Annotated in this window: 20 protein-coding genes; 13 read left to right on the forward strand and 7 right to left on the reverse strand. The window is 62.2% G+C overall.

Annotated elements, in window-relative coordinates; all coding sequences use genetic code 11:
* The first annotated feature begins 81 nt into the window (after window positions 1-81).
* From ccmA to RZS28_RS04485, 7 genes are all read left to right on the forward strand, one after another.
* Window positions 82-687 (forward strand): heme ABC exporter ATP-binding protein CcmA, encoded by a 606-nt coding sequence (ccmA, locus tag RZS28_RS04455; RefSeq protein ID WP_407341040.1) that lies wholly within the window; start codon window positions 82-84, stop codon window positions 685-687.
* Window positions 688-698: 11 nt separating this feature from the next.
* Window positions 699-1,373, forward strand: coding sequence for a heme exporter protein CcmB (gene ccmB, locus RZS28_RS04460; protein WP_407341041.1), 675 nt, complete (start codon window positions 699-701; stop codon window positions 1,371-1,373).
* 133 nt (window positions 1,374-1,506) lie between these two features.
* Entirely contained in the window at window positions 1,507-2,376 is an 870-nt protein-coding gene (locus tag RZS28_RS04465; RefSeq protein WP_407340097.1) for a DUF2092 domain-containing protein, read from the forward strand.
* Between the two features lie 46 nt (window positions 2,377-2,422).
* Window positions 2,423-2,923, forward strand: coding sequence for a hypothetical protein (locus RZS28_RS04470; protein ID WP_407340099.1), 501 nt, complete (start codon window positions 2,423-2,425; stop codon window positions 2,921-2,923).
* A 191-nt stretch (window positions 2,924-3,114) separates the two neighbouring features.
* Window positions 3,115-3,897, forward strand: coding sequence for a heme ABC transporter permease (locus RZS28_RS04475; protein ID WP_407340101.1), 783 nt, complete (start codon window positions 3,115-3,117; stop codon window positions 3,895-3,897).
* Complete coding sequence (ccmD, locus tag RZS28_RS04480) at window positions 3,887-4,075, forward strand: heme exporter protein CcmD (RefSeq protein WP_407340103.1); 189 nt, start codon at window positions 3,887-3,889, stop codon at window positions 4,073-4,075. The genes RZS28_RS04475 and ccmD overlap by 11 nt, the downstream gene beginning before the upstream one ends.
* The gene (locus RZS28_RS04485) at window positions 4,072-4,674 is read left to right on the forward strand and encodes a DsbE family thiol:disulfide interchange protein (RefSeq protein WP_407340105.1); all 603 of its coding nucleotides are present in this window, start codon (window positions 4,072-4,074) and stop codon (window positions 4,672-4,674) included. Before ccmD ends, RZS28_RS04485 begins: the two co-directional genes overlap by 4 nt.
* A gap of 62 nt (window positions 4,675-4,736) precedes the next feature.
* Here the strand turns inward: RZS28_RS04485 and ligA are convergent, their stop codons facing one another.
* Window positions 4,737-6,857, reverse strand: coding sequence for an NAD-dependent DNA ligase LigA (ligA, locus tag RZS28_RS04490; RefSeq protein ID WP_407340106.1), 2,121 nt, complete (start codon window positions 6,855-6,857; stop codon window positions 4,737-4,739).
* Between the two features lie 194 nt (window positions 6,858-7,051).
* Here ligA and RZS28_RS04495 point away from each other — a divergent pair, with 194 nt between their 5' ends.
* On the forward strand, window positions 7,052-7,369 hold the full coding sequence (locus RZS28_RS04495; RefSeq protein ID WP_407340108.1) for a hypothetical protein: 318 nt from the start codon (window positions 7,052-7,054) through the stop codon (window positions 7,367-7,369).
* A 68-nt stretch (window positions 7,370-7,437) separates the two neighbouring features.
* Window positions 7,438-7,902 (forward strand): NUDIX domain-containing protein, encoded by a 465-nt coding sequence (locus tag RZS28_RS04500; protein WP_407340110.1) that lies wholly within the window; start codon window positions 7,438-7,440, stop codon window positions 7,900-7,902.
* 8 nt (window positions 7,903-7,910) lie between these two features.
* On the opposite strand, the gene RZS28_RS04505 is transcribed toward RZS28_RS04500, so the two are convergent.
* From RZS28_RS04505 to RZS28_RS04525, 5 genes are all read right to left on the reverse strand, one after another.
* Entirely contained in the window at window positions 7,911-8,510 is a 600-nt protein-coding gene (locus RZS28_RS04505; RefSeq protein ID WP_407340112.1) for a SagB/ThcOx family dehydrogenase, read from the reverse strand.
* Window positions 8,511-8,585: 75 nt separating this feature from the next.
* Window positions 8,586-9,218, reverse strand: coding sequence for a class I SAM-dependent methyltransferase (locus tag RZS28_RS04510; protein WP_407340114.1), 633 nt, complete (start codon window positions 9,216-9,218; stop codon window positions 8,586-8,588).
* Window positions 9,219-9,241: 23 nt separating this feature from the next.
* Window positions 9,242-10,165, reverse strand: coding sequence for a DUF5996 family protein (locus tag RZS28_RS04515; protein WP_407340116.1), 924 nt, complete (start codon window positions 10,163-10,165; stop codon window positions 9,242-9,244).
* A gap of 144 nt (window positions 10,166-10,309) precedes the next feature.
* Window positions 10,310-10,609 (reverse strand): hypothetical protein, encoded by a 300-nt coding sequence (locus tag RZS28_RS04520; protein ID WP_407340118.1) that lies wholly within the window; start codon window positions 10,607-10,609, stop codon window positions 10,310-10,312.
* Window positions 10,610-10,847: 238 nt separating this feature from the next.
* Window positions 10,848-11,843 (reverse strand): 2-hydroxyacid dehydrogenase, encoded by a 996-nt coding sequence (locus tag RZS28_RS04525; RefSeq protein ID WP_407340120.1) that lies wholly within the window; start codon window positions 11,841-11,843, stop codon window positions 10,848-10,850.
* A gap of 497 nt (window positions 11,844-12,340) precedes the next feature.
* Between RZS28_RS04525 and RZS28_RS04530 the strand changes: the two genes are divergently transcribed.
* Window positions 12,341-12,874 (forward strand): SH3 domain-containing protein, encoded by a 534-nt coding sequence (locus RZS28_RS04530; RefSeq protein ID WP_407341042.1) that lies wholly within the window; start codon window positions 12,341-12,343, stop codon window positions 12,872-12,874.
* A 241-nt stretch (window positions 12,875-13,115) separates the two neighbouring features.
* On the opposite strand, the gene RZS28_RS04535 is transcribed toward RZS28_RS04530, so the two are convergent.
* Window positions 13,116-13,325 carry a hypothetical protein gene (locus RZS28_RS04535; RefSeq protein WP_407340122.1) on the reverse strand — a complete coding sequence of 70 codons (210 nt, stop codon included), beginning with the start codon at window positions 13,323-13,325 and terminating at the stop codon, window positions 13,116-13,118.
* Between the two features lie 702 nt (window positions 13,326-14,027).
* Between RZS28_RS04535 and RZS28_RS04540 the strand changes: the two genes are divergently transcribed.
* The 3 genes from RZS28_RS04540 (at window position 14,028) to RZS28_RS04550 (ending at window position 16,484) form a co-directional block, all read left to right on the forward strand.
* Window positions 14,028-14,252, forward strand: a complete 225-nt coding sequence (locus RZS28_RS04540) for a hypothetical protein (protein ID WP_407340124.1) — start codon at window positions 14,028-14,030, stop codon at window positions 14,250-14,252.
* A gap of 354 nt (window positions 14,253-14,606) precedes the next feature.
* Window positions 14,607-15,590, forward strand: coding sequence for a beta-ketoacyl-ACP synthase III (locus tag RZS28_RS04545; protein WP_407340126.1), 984 nt, complete (start codon window positions 14,607-14,609; stop codon window positions 15,588-15,590).
* Window positions 15,591-15,785: 195 nt separating this feature from the next.
* Complete coding sequence (locus tag RZS28_RS04550) at window positions 15,786-16,484, forward strand: HAD family hydrolase (RefSeq protein ID WP_407340128.1); 699 nt, start codon at window positions 15,786-15,788, stop codon at window positions 16,482-16,484.
* Window positions 16,485-16,512: the final 28 nt, after the last annotated feature.

Below are 16,512 nucleotides of genomic sequence, written 5' to 3' on the forward strand. Positions count from 1 at the left end.
TTATAAATAATTTCTACGGCGAGAGCTACATGGATGATAGACAACGCGCTCATTCATTTGTCGGGCTCCGGATTCTCCATCATGCGGCTTTCGGCCTCGGGCCTTTCCGTCGAACGCGGCGGCCGAATCGTTTTCGCCAAACTTTCCTTCACGCTCGACGCCGGCGAGAGCTTGATCGTCACGGGGCGCAACGGCGCCGGAAAATCCACCCTGCTGCGCGCGCTCGCCGGATTTCTGCCGCCAGCCGCGGGCGAGATCTCCTGCGCGCCGGCTTCGGACGAGGCGCTCGCCGAAAGGGTTCATTACATCGGCCACGCCGATGCTCTCAAAGGCGCGCTGACGGTGAGCGAGAACTTGGAATTCTTTGCCTCAATGCTCTCCTCCGGGCGCGGCGGAACGCCGGTTGACGCGGCGCTCGCAGCGTTCAGCCTCGCCCATGTGGCGGCTCTCCCTTCGGCCTATCTCTCAGCCGGCCAGAAGCGTCGCGCCGCGCTCGCCAAGCTCCTCGTCGCGCCGCGGCCGATCTGGCTTCTCGACGAGCCGACGACCGCCCTCGACGCGGCCTCCCAGGAGATAATGGCGGACGTGATGAGGACTCATCTGGCGGAAGGGGGCATGATCGTCGCCGCGACTCATGCGCGCCTCAATCTCGCCGGGCGCGAGCTGCGGCTCGGAGCCGGCGCGTGAAGCCGGAAGCCATGACGAGGCCAGCGCTTCAAGCGCTGATGATTCGCGAATTGCAGATCGGCCAGCGAATCGGCGGCGGCGCGAGCCTGGGCGTCGTCTTCTTTCTGATCCTCGTCACGCTGACCCCTTTCGCCGTCGGCCCCGATCTCGCGCTTCTCGCTCGGATCGCCCCGGCGATGCTGTGGATCGCCGCGCTGCTCGCGACCTTGCTCGGCCTCGACCGGCTGTTTCAGGCCGATCATGAAGATGGATCGCTCGACCTCCTGCTGACGAGCAGAGCGCCGCTCGAACTCATCGTTCTTGCGAAATGTCTCGCCCATTGGCTCCTGACCGGCCTGCCGCTCGTGATCGCCGCGCCCCTCTTTGGCTTGATGCTCGCCCTGCCGACGAATGAGCTTTGGAGCGTCACCCTTTCGCTTCTTCTCGGCACCCCGGCCCTGACCTTGATCGGCGCGATCGGAGCGGCGCTGACGGTCAGCCTGCGGCGCGGCGGACTCCTGCTCGCGGTCCTGGTTTTGCCGCTCTGCGTTCCGGTGCTGATCTTCGGCGTCGCAGCGGCCGGCGCGCCGCAAAACGCGGTGGCGTCATTCGCCTCGCCCTTCCTTATCCTTTGCGCTCTCACGCTCATGGCGACCGTCGGCGCGCCAATCGCCGCGGCGGCCGCGTTGCGGCGCATGAGCGAATGATAATAATCCGCGAACTTCATGCAGTCATATTCTCACAGCGATATATTTCGAATCGCGTCCGATTTACACATCGCCTGAAAAGAATTATCAGACAATATCCGCAATAGTGAAGCTAACGGCTCTTGAGGCGATCATGAAGCATCTTGGCGTTCTCTTCCTCGCAGCCGCTCTGGGTTTCGTAGGGCTCGGGACAAGCGCATTTGCGCAAAAGGCGCCAAAGCCGGCGGCGACGCCGAGCGAGAAGTCGCCGTCGCCAAACGATAAAGCGCCGACAGCAGCTCCGGCCCCCGCCTCAAGCGATGCGGCCCATCCAGCGATCGAGCCGGCCGCTCTCGAGATTCTCAAAGCCGCAAGCGACAAGCTTTCCCACGCCAAGAGCATCTCCTTCGTCGCGCGCGGCGCCTTCGACGTTCCGGCGCGGAATGGGCAGCCGCTCTTTTACCTGACGCGTTCGGAAGTGCTTCTCGTGCGGCCCAACAAGCTGCGGGTCATCGTCCCCGGAGACGGCCCCCCGTCCGAGTTTTATTATGACGGCAAGGAGGTCGCGGTCTTTACGCCTTACGCCGATTTGATCGCCACCGCGAACGTGTCCGGCAATCTCGATCAGGCGCTCCGCGCCATTTATGAGAAGGCGGGTATTTACTTCCCCTTCGTCGATTTCATCGTCGCCGATCCCTACAAGACTCTGACCGAAGGGCTGACCAGCGCCTTCGTGATCGGCAAGTCCAAGCTCGTCGGCGACACGACGACGGACATTGTCTCGATCTCCGATCCCCATGTGCATCTACAGATCTGGATCGGGTCGGAAGACAAGCTTCCCCGGCTCATCTGGGCCACCGCAGCGGACAGTCCCGAAAAGCCGCGTCATTCGGTTGAGTTTTCCGATTGGAGGCTCGAGGGTGGGGCGGCGAGCAAGGAGGCGGACTTCAAGCCGCACACGACGGCGTCGACCAGGCGCATCCCGTTCGGACGGCCGGACGCCGAGCCGGCGCCCAAGCCCTGATCCATCGCAAGATCAACATGAACAATCGCCATTGAGGTCAACAGCCATGACTCGCAGTCTGCTTATGCGCGCCGCCGTTCTCATCGCTGTCCTTATCGTGAGCGCGCTTCAACCCGCCGACGCCTTCCGGGGCGGCGGATTTGGCGGCGCGCATTTTGGCGGCGGCGGCGCCTGGCATGCCGGCGGAGTCGGCCCTGCGGGCGGGGCTTGGCACGCTGGCGGCGCGCATGCCGATTGGGGCGGAACCTGGCACGCGGATGGCTGGCACGCCGGCGGCTACTATGGCGGCGGCTTCAATGGCCCGGGCGTGGTCAATCACTATTACGGCGGCGGCTGCTGGAATTGCGGTGCCGCCGCCGCGGCTGTCGGCCTCGCGGCGGGCGCGGCGGCAACCGCCTATGCGATTGGCGCGCTCGTCAGCACCGTTCCGGCCGGATGCCCGTACCAGACGGTCGCCGGAGCCAATTATTATGTTTGCGACGGAACCTGGTTTCAGCCTTATTACGGCGCCAACGGCCTTTATTATCGCGTCGTCCCGCCGCTCTGATAAAGCCGGCTCCCCGTTCGAAGAAGATCCCGCGAACCCAATTTGGCTCCGAGGCTGCGGTCTTTTCGAGAGCATAAGGCCTCCTTTGCGGGAACTCATCACGACCCCGACGCCAGCCTCGCAAAAACGTGAAAATGGACCTATGGCGGTTTAGGCGACCCGGATTTGCCTTTGCGCATGCGCGGGCTTAGATGAAACCCATGCTGAACTACGCCAATCCGACGAACTTCCTACGGCTCGCCCGCATCCTCACGCCCTTGTTTGCGGTGATCACCTTGGCGCTTCTGAGCCTTGGCCTCTATCTCGCGTGGTTCGTCGCCCCGCCGGATTATCAGCAGGGCGAGACGGTCAGGATCATGTATATTCATGTTCCCGCCGCCTGGCTTTCCATGCTCATCTATGCCGTCATGGCTTCGGCGGCGCTCGGCACGCTCGTCTGGCGTCATCCTCTCGCCGACGCCGCGCAAAAGGCCGCCGCGCCCCTTGGCGCCGGATTCACCTTTCTCTGCCTCGTCACGGGATCGCTCTGGGGCAAGCCCATGTGGGGCGCCTGGTGGGTCTGGGACGCCCGGCTGACCTCCGTCCTGGTCCTTTTCCTAATCTATCTCGGCCTCATTGCGCTGTGGCGGACTATCGAGGATCAGGGCAAGGCCGCGCGCGCCGCGGCGATTTTCACGCTGGTCGGCGCGGTGAATATTCCGATCATCAAGTTTTCGGTCGACTGGTGGAACACTTTGCATCAGCCAGCCTCGGTCTTCCGCCTCGGCGGTCCCGCGATCGAAGCCTCCATGCTATGGCCGCTTGTCGTCATGGCGGCCGCCTTCACCTTTCTGTTCTTTACCTTGCATCTGATGGCGATCCGCAACGAGATCCTGCGCCGCCGCTTGCGCCGCCTGTCGATCCTCGCGGCCGACGCCGAGGAAGCCGGCCTAAAATATTCTTCGCCTTCCTTCGAGGCGGCCTATGAGCAGTGACCCTAATTTCGGCTTCGTCATCGCCGCCTACGCCCTCGCCTTCGTCATCGTGGCGGGAATGACCTTGCTGATCTTGCGCGACTACCTGAACTTGAAAAGGGAGCTGTCCCGATTCGCCGCGCGGACCGCAGGCGAAAGCTCGGACCATGCACCTGCGGGGCGCGAAGGCCGGATATGAAGCCAACGAGCGAATTGCGGTCTTTGGAGCGGCGCCGGTCGCGCCTGCTCTACGCCCCCTTGGTCCTTTTCGCCGCGCTGGTCGGGCTTTTTTTCATCCGGCTCTTTTCAGGAGACGCGTCGCTTCTGCCCTCGGCGCTCATCGGCAAGGAGGTCCCCCCCTTTGCCTTGCCGCCGGTGGAAGGCCTCGCTGATCGACCTGGGTTCACGGACGCGGATCTTCGCCGCGGCGGAGTGACCTTGGTCAATGTCTTCGCCTCCTGGTGCGTCCCCTGCCATCAAGAGCATGGGCTTTTCATGCGGCTTTCCAAGGACCCAGCTCTGCAGCAGCTCGGCGTGCGCATCGCCGGCATCGCCTATAAGGACGAGCCCGCCAACATCCGCCGCTTTCTTGGCCAGGACGGCGATCCATATGCGATGATCGGCGCCGACCGCAGCGGGCGCGTCGCGATCGACTGGGGCGTCTATGGCGTTCCCGAAACTTTCATCGTGAAAGGCGACGGCGCGATCGCCTATCGGTTCGTCGGGCCGATCAGCGAAGAGGCCTACGAAGGGACCCTGCTGCCTGAAATTCGAAAAGCGGCGCAGCCCCAGCCCTGAAGGCGCGCCGACCTGATTTGACAACACTTGCCAATTCGGCGGCGCGTTCTTCGGCTTCAGCCTTAGCTATCGCCAAGACTGTCGGTCCGGCCGATCAGCTTCAGCCAATCCTCCTCGCTGATCGTCTCGACGCCAAGCTCAGCCGCCTTGGCGAGTTTCGAGCCTGCGCCAGGCCCGGCGACGACGAGATCGGTCTTCTTCGAGACCGAAGCCGCGACTTTCGCGCCAAGCCGCTCGGCCCTCGCCTTGGCTTCATCGCGCGTCATGCGCTCCAGCGACCCGGTAAAGACCACCGTCTTGCCGGCAACTGGGCTTGACGCGGCGATCTCCTCCATCGGCTGCGGCGCGACATGTTCGAGCAGGGAGTCGAGGACCTCCTCATTGTGCTTTTCGGCGAAGAAATCATAGATAGCTTCAGCCACGACCTCGCCGAACCCTTCGATATTGTTGATTTCCGCGCGCGCCTCCGATCCTTCGGACGCGGCTTGAGCGACCGCCCGCAGAGCCTCGAAGGAGCCGAAATGGCGGGCGAGACGGCGCGCGTTCGTCTCTCCGACATGCCGAATTCCCAGCGCGAAAATGAAGCGATTGAGCGGCGGCTTTCGGCTGGCGTCGATCGCGGCGAAGAGATTTTTCACCGAAGTCTCGCCATAGCCCTCGCGGTCCTTCAACTTCTTGAGGCTCTCCCAGTCGCGCGCCTCGAGCGTGAAAATATCGGCCGGCGTGCGAATAAGACCTTCTCGGAAAAATAGCTCGATCTGCTTGTCGCCGAGCCCTTCAATATCGAGCGCGTTGCGCGAGGCGAAATGCTTCAGGCCCTCGATCGCCTGCGCCGCGCAGACCAGCCTGCCCGTGCAGCGGCGCACGACATCGGCGGTTCCGGTCTTCGAGTCGATCTCGCGAACCGCCGCCGACCCGCAGACCGGGCATATTTGGGGAAACACGTAAGGCTTAGCAGTCTTGGGCCGCTTGTCTAGAACAGGCCCAAGAACCTGCGGAATGACGTCGCCGGCGCGCTGGATCGTCACCGTGTCGCCGATGCGAATATCCTTGCGGGCGATCTCGTCTTCATTATGCAGCGTCGCATTGGAGACGACGACGCCGCCGACCGTCACAGGATCGAGCCGCGCCACGGGCGTGAGCGCACCCGTGCGCCCGACGTTGATCTCGATGTCGCGCACCACGGTCGTCGCCTTCTCGGCGGGAAATTTATGCGCGGTCGCCCAGCGCGGCGAGCGCGAGACGAAGCCGAGACGCTCCTGCAGGGCGAGGCTGTCGACCTTATAGACCACGCCATCGATGTCATAGCCGAGCGAGGCGCGCATGGACTCGATTTGCCGATAATGGGCGAGCAAATCCTCGACCGAATGGCAGAGCGCCATCAGCGGATTGACCGGCAGGCCGAAATGCTTGAACGCCGCCACCATGCCCATTTGCGTGTCGGCGGGCTGCGCGCTCGCCTCGCCCCAGGCGTAGGCGAAGAAATGCAGAGGCCGCTGCGCCGTGATCGCAGGGTCTAGCTGGCGCAACGAGCCCGCCGCGGAATTGCGCGGATTGGCGAAAACGGTCTTGCCCGCTTCCGCCTGGCGCACGTTCAAACCCGCGAAATCGGCGCGCGTCATATAGACTTCGCCGCGCACCTCGAAAACCTGCGGCGGATCGCCTTTCAAAACATGCGGAATTTCGCCGATCGTGCGCACATTCGCGGTGACGTCTTCGCCCTCGTAGCCGTCGCCGCGCGTCGCCGCCTGGACGAGTTCCCCGCGCTCGTAGCGCAGCGAGCAGGAAAGCCCATCGATCTTAGGCTCCGCGGTGATGGCGAGCGGCGCATCAAGGCCAAGCCCAAGAAACCGGCGCACGCGAGCGACGAAGTCCACCACTTCCTCGTCGGAGAAAATATTGCCGAGCGAAAGCATCGGCACTTTGTGGCGAACCTTGGCGAATTTCTCCGAAGGCGCGACGCCGACTTTTTTTGTCAAGGACTCCGGCGTGACAAGCCCGGGAAAGGCGCCTTCGAGCGCCTCATAGCGCTGCCGCAGCGCATCATATTCCGCGTCCGATATGGTCGGCGCATCCTCGGCATAATAGCTCTGATCATGCGCGGCGATTTCCGAGCCAAGACGGGCGTGCTCGCGGCGCGCTTGCGCCGCGCTAAGGCCATCAATCGACGCGGGCTTCTTCATCAGCGAAATTTAGCATGAGCCTGAAGGCGCGAGAAGCTCGGCTCTGACGCCGTCGAAGGAATCGCTTAACGGCCCTTGAGCCGAAGAATCCAGCTTGAGCCGCAGCGTAGGCGACGCCGCGCGTGAGCAGTTGTGATCGCTCAGCGGCGTCACCACATTATAGCGCGAAGCCATCAACCCGTGACCTTAAGAATATGATCAACCAACGACCAATCCCGCCGGACGAAGGACGCCATCCCGAGCCGGAGATCATTCCGCCGGGCCATCCGGACCGCAGAGAAACGAGCGGCTCATGGAGCCGGGTCGTCATCGACGAGGATGGCGTGCGCCACATTTATGTCGCCAAGATCGGCCCGCTTAGCCTCATTCCTTTCGCGCTGCTCGGCGCCGTTGTTTCGATTGCGCTGCTGATTTTCTTTCTGGGCGCTTTCTTAATCTTGCTTCCGGTTGTCGGCTTGCTTATCGCCGGAGCCGTGATCGCCGGCCTCATGCGCGCCTATTCTCGGCGCTAGCGTCGAGCCGTGGATCAACCCGCCCTGCTCTGGACGAAGGCCATATCGAACCTGTCTGACCTCGCATCGTGAAGCGCAGCGCCGGCATTCTGATGTATCGCCTCGCCGATCGCGAGCCTATGGTTCTGCTCATCCATCCCGGAGGCCCGTTCTGGCGCAACAAGGATCTCAACGCCTGGTCCATTCCCAAGGGCGAATATGGCGATGACGAGACCCCGGAAGCGGCGGCCGTGCGGGAGTTCGAAGAGGAGATCGGCGTTCGCCCGGCCGGCGCCCTTATCCCACTCGGCGACACGGTTCAGTCCGGACGCAAAAGAGTCACGGCCTTTGCGCTCGCCGGCGATCTCGATCCTACGCGCATCCAAAGCGCATTGGTCGAAATCGAATGGCCCCCAAAAAGCGGACGGCGGCTCCGCTTTCCCGAAGTGGACCGCGCCGAATGGCTCCCGCTCGATTTGGCGCGAGACAAGATCGTCAAGGGACAAGCGGTCTTTCTCGATCGCCTGGAGCAAATGCTGCGGCCTCCGCCATAGGAGCCTCGCTAGACCGGACGGCCGACCGTCTGCGCGAGGATCACCCGTTGCTCCGGACGCAAGCGCATCGCCATCGCAAGAGTCGGCCGGTCGATGAGCCCCCGCACGACGGTCGCCAATCCCTCCGATGCGCAGAAGAGATAGACGTTTTGGGCAATGAGGCCGGCATCGGCCGCCGCGTAGAAGCGCTGCTCGGCTCGATCTTGCGAATCCACGCGCGCGAAGTCGGCGACATAGACCAGATTGAGCGGGGCGGTCGCGACAAAATCCTGCAAGCCCGTCGCGGCGCGCAAGTCTTGCGCGATCACCGGCGCAAGAGCATGGGCGCCGGGATCATAGACATAAAGGGCGTCGGGCAAGGCGAGATAAATGTCGATCTCGCGCCAGTCATGGGCGGATGGCGCCGTGCGGAACCCATGCTCCCGATTGACGCCAAAAGCGGCCCAGAGTAGTTCCGAGAGGGTCCGCGCATCCAGGCCGTCTGGGCGAAACTCGCGCGAGCTGCGGCGCTCGCTCAAGGCGTCGAATAGAGGCTTGCCGCCGCTCTTCCGGGGCTGCGGGAGGGCGACGCCTGCAATTGGCGGCGCGGCCCGGCTCGTGTCGGACATGACTGTTCTCCTGCGCGCTGGATCCCGCCGAGAATTGGCGATCCTCGCCGTCCCCACCTTGATACAGATTAAAAATCACGCGATTTCGACAGATGCGGGCGATTCCGCCCGGCCCTCATACATGTAGGTCAACACGCGTGGACCATCGGCGTATTCGGTCCGCAGCTCCGCAATCTCGAAGCCCGCCGCGCGAATGAGATCATCGGCTTTCCGGTCAAGATGACAACCACCGGAAATGTGGCGCCACATCGGGGTCAGTCTGTGTTGCCAGCGCTCGACCGCGGGCTCGGGCGACAGGCCATGTTCGACAAACAGCAAGACGCCGCCCGGCTTCAGCACGCGGCGGATCTCGCGCAGCGCGGCAAGCGGATCCGAAATCGAGCAAAGCGTCCAAGTCATCACGACAGTATCCACGCTGGCCTTCGCCAGCGGAATGTCGGTCGCCGAACCCAATACAAGATCCACCAGCGCGCCGGCCTTCACTGCGCGCCGTCGCGCCATCGCCAGGAGCCGCTCCGACGGATCGAGGCCGATGATCGCCTCCACGTCGCCGCCATAGAGCGGCAGATTCAATCCCGAGCCAACGCCGATTTCCAGCACGCGGCCGCGCGCGCGTGAAACCGCCTCGCGACGATATTTCCCGAGCTGGCGTTGGCGCATCGCCAGATCAAGAAGCGGAGGTAGAATCCAGCGGTCGTAAAAACTCATGACTTCTCATTCATACGAGCCCGCTACACGGCCCAATCTCGTTCCAGCGCCGCGCGATCCCAATGTCCGAGATCTGCGGCGGCGACGTAAGTGCTCTCGAGAAATTCCAGCAGCCGTTCGTCGACCGCGCTCTCGCGCCTCACCGCGTCATAAGGGAGGACAAATTCCGCGAGGCTCCCGTCCCAATAAGCGCCGCTCGGTCGGACCGCTGCAAGGGAGAAGCCCGGCGGCGGCGGGTAGGCGTAGGAATAGAATGTGGGCGTCGGAAATCTATCGTCGCCCGGCCAGAATCCACAGCTGCTGACTTCATGCGAATAGGCCTCGCGCATGACCCAGTTGCCGACATTTGGGGCTGCGCCTACGAAGTCGGGAGCGCGCCGGCCGGAGAAGCGGGTGACTGCAAGATCGAAACTGCCCCAAAAGAAATGAACCGGGCTGACTTTGCCGATGAAGCGCGATCGGAACAGCTTGAAGACTCGATCGCACTGAACGAGGATGCGCCAAAAGCGGTTCGCAAATTCTTTATCGTAAGAAGCGTGTGAATGATCCTTCTCGAAAGGAATCGCGTCCGGGATCTCAACCGGAGTCGTCCATATTTTCACGTCTATGTCGAGCGCCTTTAGCTGCTCCATGAGCTCGCCGTAAAAGCTCGCGACCGAGCGCGGCGCCAGCGCGAGGCCTGCGACGCCGCCGTCGCTGCTTGCGACGACAAGACGGTGGTCGATGAAATCGAAGTCGATCTGGAATGTCCGCGAGCCGTAGGGGATCGGCGAGGTCGTGAGTCCGCGCGCGGTCACATAGAACGGCGTCTGCCACCAGTGGTTGATCATGGGCGCCTGGGCCAGGCGGATTTTGCCGACCACTTGAGTCCAGAGATGCAGCGTGGCGCGCGTCTCCCTCCATTCCTCGAAAGCCAGGCTCGGCCAGGCGTCGGCGCTCTCGGTCATATGCGCCTCGATTTGGGTCTTGGATTCAACACACGCCTGACGCCGACGCTCGGACGAAGTTTTTTCGGAGAAGCAAAAAGGGGCCTCGCGCGATACGAAGCCCCTTTGATTTCATCGAAGCCGCAGTGCGGCCGGGGCGAAGCTTCAGTTGCAGACCCGCACGCGCGTAATGACATAACCGTAGCCATTCCATACCTGCTGCGGCTCATACCAGCAGCGCGGCGGCGGCGGGGCGTAAACGGGAGCATAATAGACCGGCGGGGGCGGCGGCGGACCCGCGAGGGCGCTTCCGGCAATTGCTCCAAGCGCCATGCCTCCGATGACGCCTGCAGCGACCGCGCCGCCGTCGCCGGCCTGAGCCGGAGCGGAGGCCGCCGCCAATGTGGCTGCGGTCAGGCTCAACGCCAGCCCCGCCCTGAGTGCTTTTCCGATTATCGTCGACATATATCCTCCGCGGCCGGACGCAGGCCTCACTGATGAAGATAAGCTACTACTTAGCGCGCTCGTCGCAATGTCAAGCGGATCCGACGGCCATGATCTCCGTGAATGATCCGTCAAAGACGGTTGCAGCGAATTTGCACCAATCAAGTTAATTATTTTCGCGCATTGCGGCTAGGATAGGGCCAAATCTGGCGGAGACAACGAGGGGTTGCGAACCCATCCAGTCGCCAAGACGACCGCCCTACAACATCGCCGGCAGAACGCGGTCCGGCGGCCGGTGGCCGTCCATGAACGTCTTGACGTTAATGATGACCTTCTCGCCCATGTCGATGCGCCCTTCGGTCGTCGCCGAGCCCATATGCGGCAAGAGCGTCACCTTGCCGGCATTGGCGAGCTTGATGAGTTTTGGCGACACCGCAGGCTCATGTTCGAAGACGTCGAGCCCCGCGCCCGCCAGTTCGCCGGCCTCGAGCATGCGCGTCAAAGCATTCTCGTCGATGATCTCGCCGCGCGCCGTGTTGATGAGAATCGCATGCGGGCGCAAATATTTCAGCCGGCGCGCCGACAGCAAATGATAGGTCGCCGGCGTGTGCGGACAATTGACCGAGACGATATCCATGCGCGCGAGCATCTGGTCGAGCGACTCCCAGTAGGTGGCCTCCAGCGCCTCCTCGGTCGCCGCGGCGACGTGGCGGCGGTTATGATAATGAATTTGCAAGCCGAACGCCCTGGCGCGATGGGCGACGGCCTGACCGATGCGGCCCATGCCGACGATGCCGAGCCGCTTGCCGGTGATCCGTCGCCCGAGCATCCAGGTCGGCGACCAGCCGGTCCAATGGCCCGCGGGAATGGCCTTCGCGCCTTCGACGATCCGGCGCGCGACCGCCAGGATGAGGGCGATCGTCATGTCGGCTGTATCTTCGGTCAGGACGCCCGGCGTATTGGTGACGGTCATCCCGCGGCTCAAGGCCGCAGGCACGTCGATATTGTCGACGCCGGTGCCGAAATTGGCGATGAGCTTCATCTGTTCGCCGGCGAGCGCGATCAATTCGGCGTCAATCCGATCGGTGACAGTGGGCACGAGCACTTCGGCGGCGCGCAAGGCCGCCGCGAGCTCGTTTCGCGACATTGGCTTGTCGTCAATGTTGAGCCTCGCGTCAAAAAGCTCGCACATCCGCGTTTCGATGACGTCGGGCAATTTACGCGTTACGACAACGAGCGGTTTCTTCCGGCCCATCCTGTGTCCCGTCCTCCCGACTGGTCTTGCGCCCTTCCCGAGATCGCCGAAACGCGCAAGCGCTTGCCGCCTCGCGCGCCGCCTCACGGTGGTGAGACGAGGAGCCGCCAAATCGATCCGGTCTTCACCCGACTTTAACGATAGCCAATGCACAAGAAAGGCGAATTCCTTCCCTCCATGCACTGGGTGCGGCCTCTGTAGCAGATGGCCGGGCAAAGACAAGAACACCGGACGGCCTTTCGCGGAGAGCCGTCGCGCTGCAGCGCAAAATGAATGGTGAACGATGAATGAGGCGATACGCGGCGCCGACGGGGCGGGAAAATGACCGCTGGCTCCGCTTTCGAGTTTTCGCGCTATTCGCCAAGGTGAATAATTGAGAAAGACGCCATAGGGAAACCGGTCCAAGACTCCCTTCGGCGCGGCTTGACGCAACTGCCGACGGAGCCTGCGCTCCGTCCTCCGGCATGAAAGAATTAGAGGGTGGGTTAGTGCCGATCATGCCTTATCGCATTTGCATGTTGCATAGGCTTGCTTTGTCTTTCGCCGTCGCTTTCTGCTCCATCGCCATCGTCGGGACTGCCCTGGCCGAGCAAATAGGCACAGCCAGCGGCTTGCCCGTGCCGCGCTATGTGAGCCTGAAATCCGATCGCGTGAACCTGCGCGAAGGCCCCTCGAAAGACCATCGGACGACCTGGGTTTTTCAACGCGCCGGCCTTCCCGTCGAGATCACGGCCGAATTCGAAATCTGGCGCAAAGTCCGCGATTCGGAAGGCGCGGAAGGCTGGGTGCTCCACTCGCTTCTTTCGGGCCGGCGAACGGCTTTGGTCGCGCCATGGAAGAAAGCGATCGATTCGACGCTCTACGACAAGGCGAACGCCCAATCGGCGATGATTGCGAAACTGCAATCCAATGTCATTGCGAATGTGCGCAGTTGCGACGGAGCCTGGTGCCGGGTCTCGGTAGAGGGCTTCAACGGCTATATTCAGCAATCTGATCTCTGGGGCGTCTATCCCAATGAGAAGATAGACTGACAACCGCGCCGCAAGTGGCTGAAGCGAAGGCGTGGCTTACATCGCGCTCGAAGGCTGCGCGCTAGACCAAAACCGGCTCGGGCCGAACCGATTTTGGCCATCGACTTTTGATTGAGCCTGATCTCATCGCGAAACTGCTTTTTCCTTTCGCGACTCATCCTCCGGTTCACGCGGCAATTACGCTGACGCAATGGACATAAGCCAGGCCGAATTGACGCGAGCCGCATTCGGTCTGGCGCGGCTACAGGTCCTTTCCGCGGCCGGTCAGCCGGGTCCAACTATCCTGGATGCTCGACGTCAAAGCCTTGACGCCGCGTTCGACGACGTCCCAATTGACCACAGGCCGTTCGACAGATCCTTCGGGTCCGTCGGTCTTGCGAACCGAATCCGTGATATAGGCCGCGCCGATCGTAAGAAGTATGCCGAGGATAAATCCCAAAAACATGCGCATGGTGCCCTTTCCCGTCTGGAGTGACTTCTCAAGACGAAGCGCAACACTAACTTTTGTCTCTTGTTTAGGTCAAGCGGGCCACATCAACTTGGCGACCTTATTCACCCTGCGCGAACGGGGCGCGCCGGCCGAGATATTAGCGAAGATCAATCGACTTCCATATGCAACCTCTTGAGATTTAGCGCGCATTTCGCGAGGGGCCAAGCGGCCGGCAAGTTCGAGCTGAGAGCGGGCCCGCGGACGCTAGGCGAGACCGGGCAGGCGCTCGCCAATCGGTTTGGGAACGGACGGATCCGAACAGGAAACACGAGGCGTGACTGACGGGAGCCGGTGCGAATCAGGGAACGGAAGCGCGAGTACAGCGTTTGTCATGGGTGGCGACGGGCGTCATTGGCCGGCTTTGCAGAGGCAAGGTTGAATGCTCTTCCTGCATAGCCTATGGTTATCGCCCTGACTTCTCGTTTTGATGTAAATAAGGGTCAAAAAGAAGGACCAAAAGCTCGAAATCAAGCCTTTGCGAGACCGCGAAACAACTTGATCTATAGGCTCGCGGACCGGAGGTTTGCTTTTCCAGCGCCGCCTGTCAGGTTGGGTCTCGCTCTTCTGATCTATCGATCGCTTCCTCGCACTATTGGGAAAATCCATTTGAGGCACTCCGCACTACGTGAAATCCGATCCTGCGCAGAGCTTCAGGCGGTATGTTTGCAAGCATTGAAGCAATGCGACGGCTTCGAACGGGTCCATGAGGTTCTTGTGCAACCGCGCGACAATCCCGACGGTCTTGCAAACTGGACCTTGGCGGCGGTCAGGCCTCGGGTCGACAATGAGGTGCTGCGCGGCGCCCGCGGCGTCATAGCCTTGCTGCAGCAAACCTATCAGTTGAGCGCCTCCGACCCGCCGGCCGCCAAGGCCAGACGGCGTCGTTGACCCGTCCAAATCGTGATTTCGACGCGCCGCAACAATTTGTTTCACAATTTTAATGATAATTGATGGCTGATCCCTTCTTCTTGGAGGAGATCGGACGCCGACGGCTGGCTAATCGCGACGTTTCGGCTTATCCCCTTTAGCATTAGGGCGAACAATGGTTCGCTCCCCCCATGTTCGCGCCTGTGGGGAAAGGCCGCGATTTCGAGCGCGGCGTCACGGGAGCGCCCAAGATTATGTTGGGCGCAGCCAAAGCGAGGCGGCTAGCGGGCGCTACGCAAGCCCAGAAGGAAAATTGAGCGTTCCGCCGCGGCCTCCATTCGTTTTCCCCGCCTGTGGTTGAGAGAGGCCAGGGTTTTGATATCTACCCATATTCTCGGGACTGGAGCCTATGCTCCAAAGCGGATTCTGACGAACCAAGATCTCGAAAACATGGTCGCTACGACCGACGCCTGGATCAGCGAGCGGACCGGCATCAAGGAGCGCCGCATCGCGGCGGAAGGCGAAGTCACATCCGATATGGCCGTGATCGCCGCGCGGCACGCGCTGGCGATGGCTGGCTGCAAGGCCGAAGATCTCGACATGATCCTCGTCGCCACCATCTCGGCCGACATGCCGCTGCCCTCTTGCGCGGTTATCGTTCAAGCCAAGCTTGGCGCGACCCGGGCCTTCGCCTTCGATCTTTCCGCCGCTTGCGCCGGTTCTCTGTTTGGCTTGAGCATCGCCGACCAATTCATCCGGACCGGCAAGGCGAAACGGATACTCGTCGTCGGCGCTGAGCTTCTGAGCCGCCTCGTCGATTGGACCGACCGCAACACCTGCGTCCTTTTCGGCGATGCGGCGGGAGCCATGGTCGTCGGCCCCACATCAGATCCCGGCCGGGGCCTGATCTCGACTCATCTCCATTCCGACGGAACGGCGGCCGGCATCTTGTCGATTCCCGGCGGCGGCAGCCAGCATCCGCAATCCGAGGACGTTCTCGCCAGGAATATGCACAAGATCACGATGAACGGGCGCGAGATCTACAAATTCGCCGTCCGCGTGCTGCCGCAGGCGATCCTCGAAGCGCTCGAAGCCAATGGGCTGAAAGTCGGCGACATCGACCATATCGTCTCGCATCAGGCCAATGCGCGCATCGTCGAGTCGGTCCTGGAGCGGCTCGACATACCGCTCGAAAAATGCTGGCTGAATCTCGATCGCTATGGCAATACGTCGAGCGCGTCGCTGCCGATTTCCCTTGACGAGGCCAATCGGGCCGGACGCCTCAAGAAGGGCGATCTCATCGCAATGATGGCGATCGGCGCAGGAATGGCTTGGGGCAGCGCCTTGATGCGATGGTAGCGCTTGCAGGCGCCTTCGCGTCGCCGGCGCGCCGGGCCCAGAATAGGCCGGCGCCGGTCAAAGATCCTGAAGCATGAACGACATGGCGCGGGGTCCAGCGGCGCGGTCGGGAGATCTCTTGCGAGCGTTATTTCGAGGCAAGGCGCTTATGTGTCGGGAGCCTGTTGAAGCTATTTCCTTTATTACGGAGCGTCGATGATACCGGACCCTCTCGAAGCCGTCGTTTTCGATATGGACGGCTTATTGTTGAATACCGAAGCTCTCTACCGAACGGCGATCTTTGAAGCATGCGCGCGCGTCGGACATGAGATGGTGGACGCTCTGCATCTGAGCTTCATTGGCTCGCCGAAGGAAACCAGCGCCGCCTTGCTCAAAGCCCATTTCGGCCCGGACTTTCCACTGTTGGACTATTATCGGCATTGCCGCGCCGCGTTTGAGCGTCTTTGCGGGTCCGGGGTCCCTTTGAAGCCGGGCGCCCGCGACCTTCTCGAGTTCCTGAAAGACCGTGGCGTCCCGAGGGGATTGGCGACCTCGTCGGATCGCGACGCGGCTGAGGATCATTTGCGGCGAGCTGGCGTACTGGAGCTGCTCGACGTTGTCGTCGCCCGCACTGACGTCGCTTCCGGCAAGCCCCATCCTGAGACTTTCCTCAAAGCCGCAGAAGCGCTCGGCGCCGCTCCGACGCGCTGCCTCGCGCTTGAGGATTCGCACAATGGCGTTCGCGCCGCAAGCGCCGCCGGCATGGCGACGATCATGGTGCCGGACATGCTCAGGCCGACCGATGAAATCCGCGCACTCTGCGTCGGAGTTCTGCAAAGCCTCTGCGAAGTTCAGGAAGCGTTGGAGCAGACGGCGGCCGTTTGCTCAGGCGTCGATCGCAGAGCCCTCGGTTGAGCTGGTCCTCGGCCGGGTCCCGCTCCGC

Origin of the sequence: Methylocapsa polymorpha (genome assembly GCF_045689225.1) — a bacterium.
GTDB lineage: Bacteria > Pseudomonadota > Alphaproteobacteria > Rhizobiales > Beijerinckiaceae > Methylocapsa > Methylocapsa polymorpha.

Bases quoted from the DNA above. Each gene is read 5' to 3' on its own strand.
- ccmA (WP_407341040.1), top strand. From the start codon at position 82: ATGCGGCTTTCGGCCTCGGGCCTTTCCGTCGAACGCGGCGGCCGAATC.
- ccmB (WP_407341041.1), top strand. From the start codon at position 699: ATGACGAGGCCAGCGCTTCAAGCGCTGATGATTCGCGAATTGCAGATC.
- RZS28_RS04465 (WP_407340097.1), top strand. From the start codon at position 1,507: ATGAAGCATCTTGGCGTTCTCTTCCTCGCAGCCGCTCTGGGTTTCGTA.
- RZS28_RS04470 (WP_407340099.1), top strand. From the start codon at position 2,423: ATGACTCGCAGTCTGCTTATGCGCGCCGCCGTTCTCATCGCTGTCCTT.
- RZS28_RS04475 (WP_407340101.1), top strand. From the start codon at position 3,115: ATGAAACCCATGCTGAACTACGCCAATCCGACGAACTTCCTACGGCTC.
- ccmD (WP_407340103.1), top strand. From the start codon at position 3,887: ATGAGCAGTGACCCTAATTTCGGCTTCGTCATCGCCGCCTACGCCCTC.
- RZS28_RS04485 (WP_407340105.1), top strand. From the start codon at position 4,072: ATGAAGCCAACGAGCGAATTGCGGTCTTTGGAGCGGCGCCGGTCGCGC.
- ligA (WP_407340106.1), bottom strand. From the start codon at position 6,857: ATGAAGAAGCCCGCGTCGATTGATGGCCTTAGCGCGGCGCAAGCGCGC.
- RZS28_RS04495 (WP_407340108.1), top strand. From the start codon at position 7,052: ATGATCAACCAACGACCAATCCCGCCGGACGAAGGACGCCATCCCGAG.
- RZS28_RS04505 (WP_407340112.1), bottom strand. From the start codon at position 8,510: ATGTCCGACACGAGCCGGGCCGCGCCGCCAATTGCAGGCGTCGCCCTC.
- RZS28_RS04510 (WP_407340114.1), bottom strand. From the start codon at position 9,218: ATGAGTTTTTACGACCGCTGGATTCTACCTCCGCTTCTTGATCTGGCG.
- RZS28_RS04515 (WP_407340116.1), bottom strand. From the start codon at position 10,165: ATGACCGAGAGCGCCGACGCCTGGCCGAGCCTGGCTTTCGAGGAATGG.
- RZS28_RS04520 (WP_407340118.1), bottom strand. From the start codon at position 10,609: ATGTCGACGATAATCGGAAAAGCACTCAGGGCGGGGCTGGCGTTGAGC.
- RZS28_RS04525 (WP_407340120.1), bottom strand. From the start codon at position 11,843: ATGGGCCGGAAGAAACCGCTCGTTGTCGTAACGCGTAAATTGCCCGAC.
- RZS28_RS04530 (WP_407341042.1), top strand. From the start codon at position 12,341: ATGCCTTATCGCATTTGCATGTTGCATAGGCTTGCTTTGTCTTTCGCC.
- RZS28_RS04535 (WP_407340122.1), bottom strand. From the start codon at position 13,325: ATGCGCATGTTTTTGGGATTTATCCTCGGCATACTTCTTACGATCGGC.
- RZS28_RS04550 (WP_407340128.1), top strand. From the start codon at position 15,786: ATGATACCGGACCCTCTCGAAGCCGTCGTTTTCGATATGGACGGCTTA.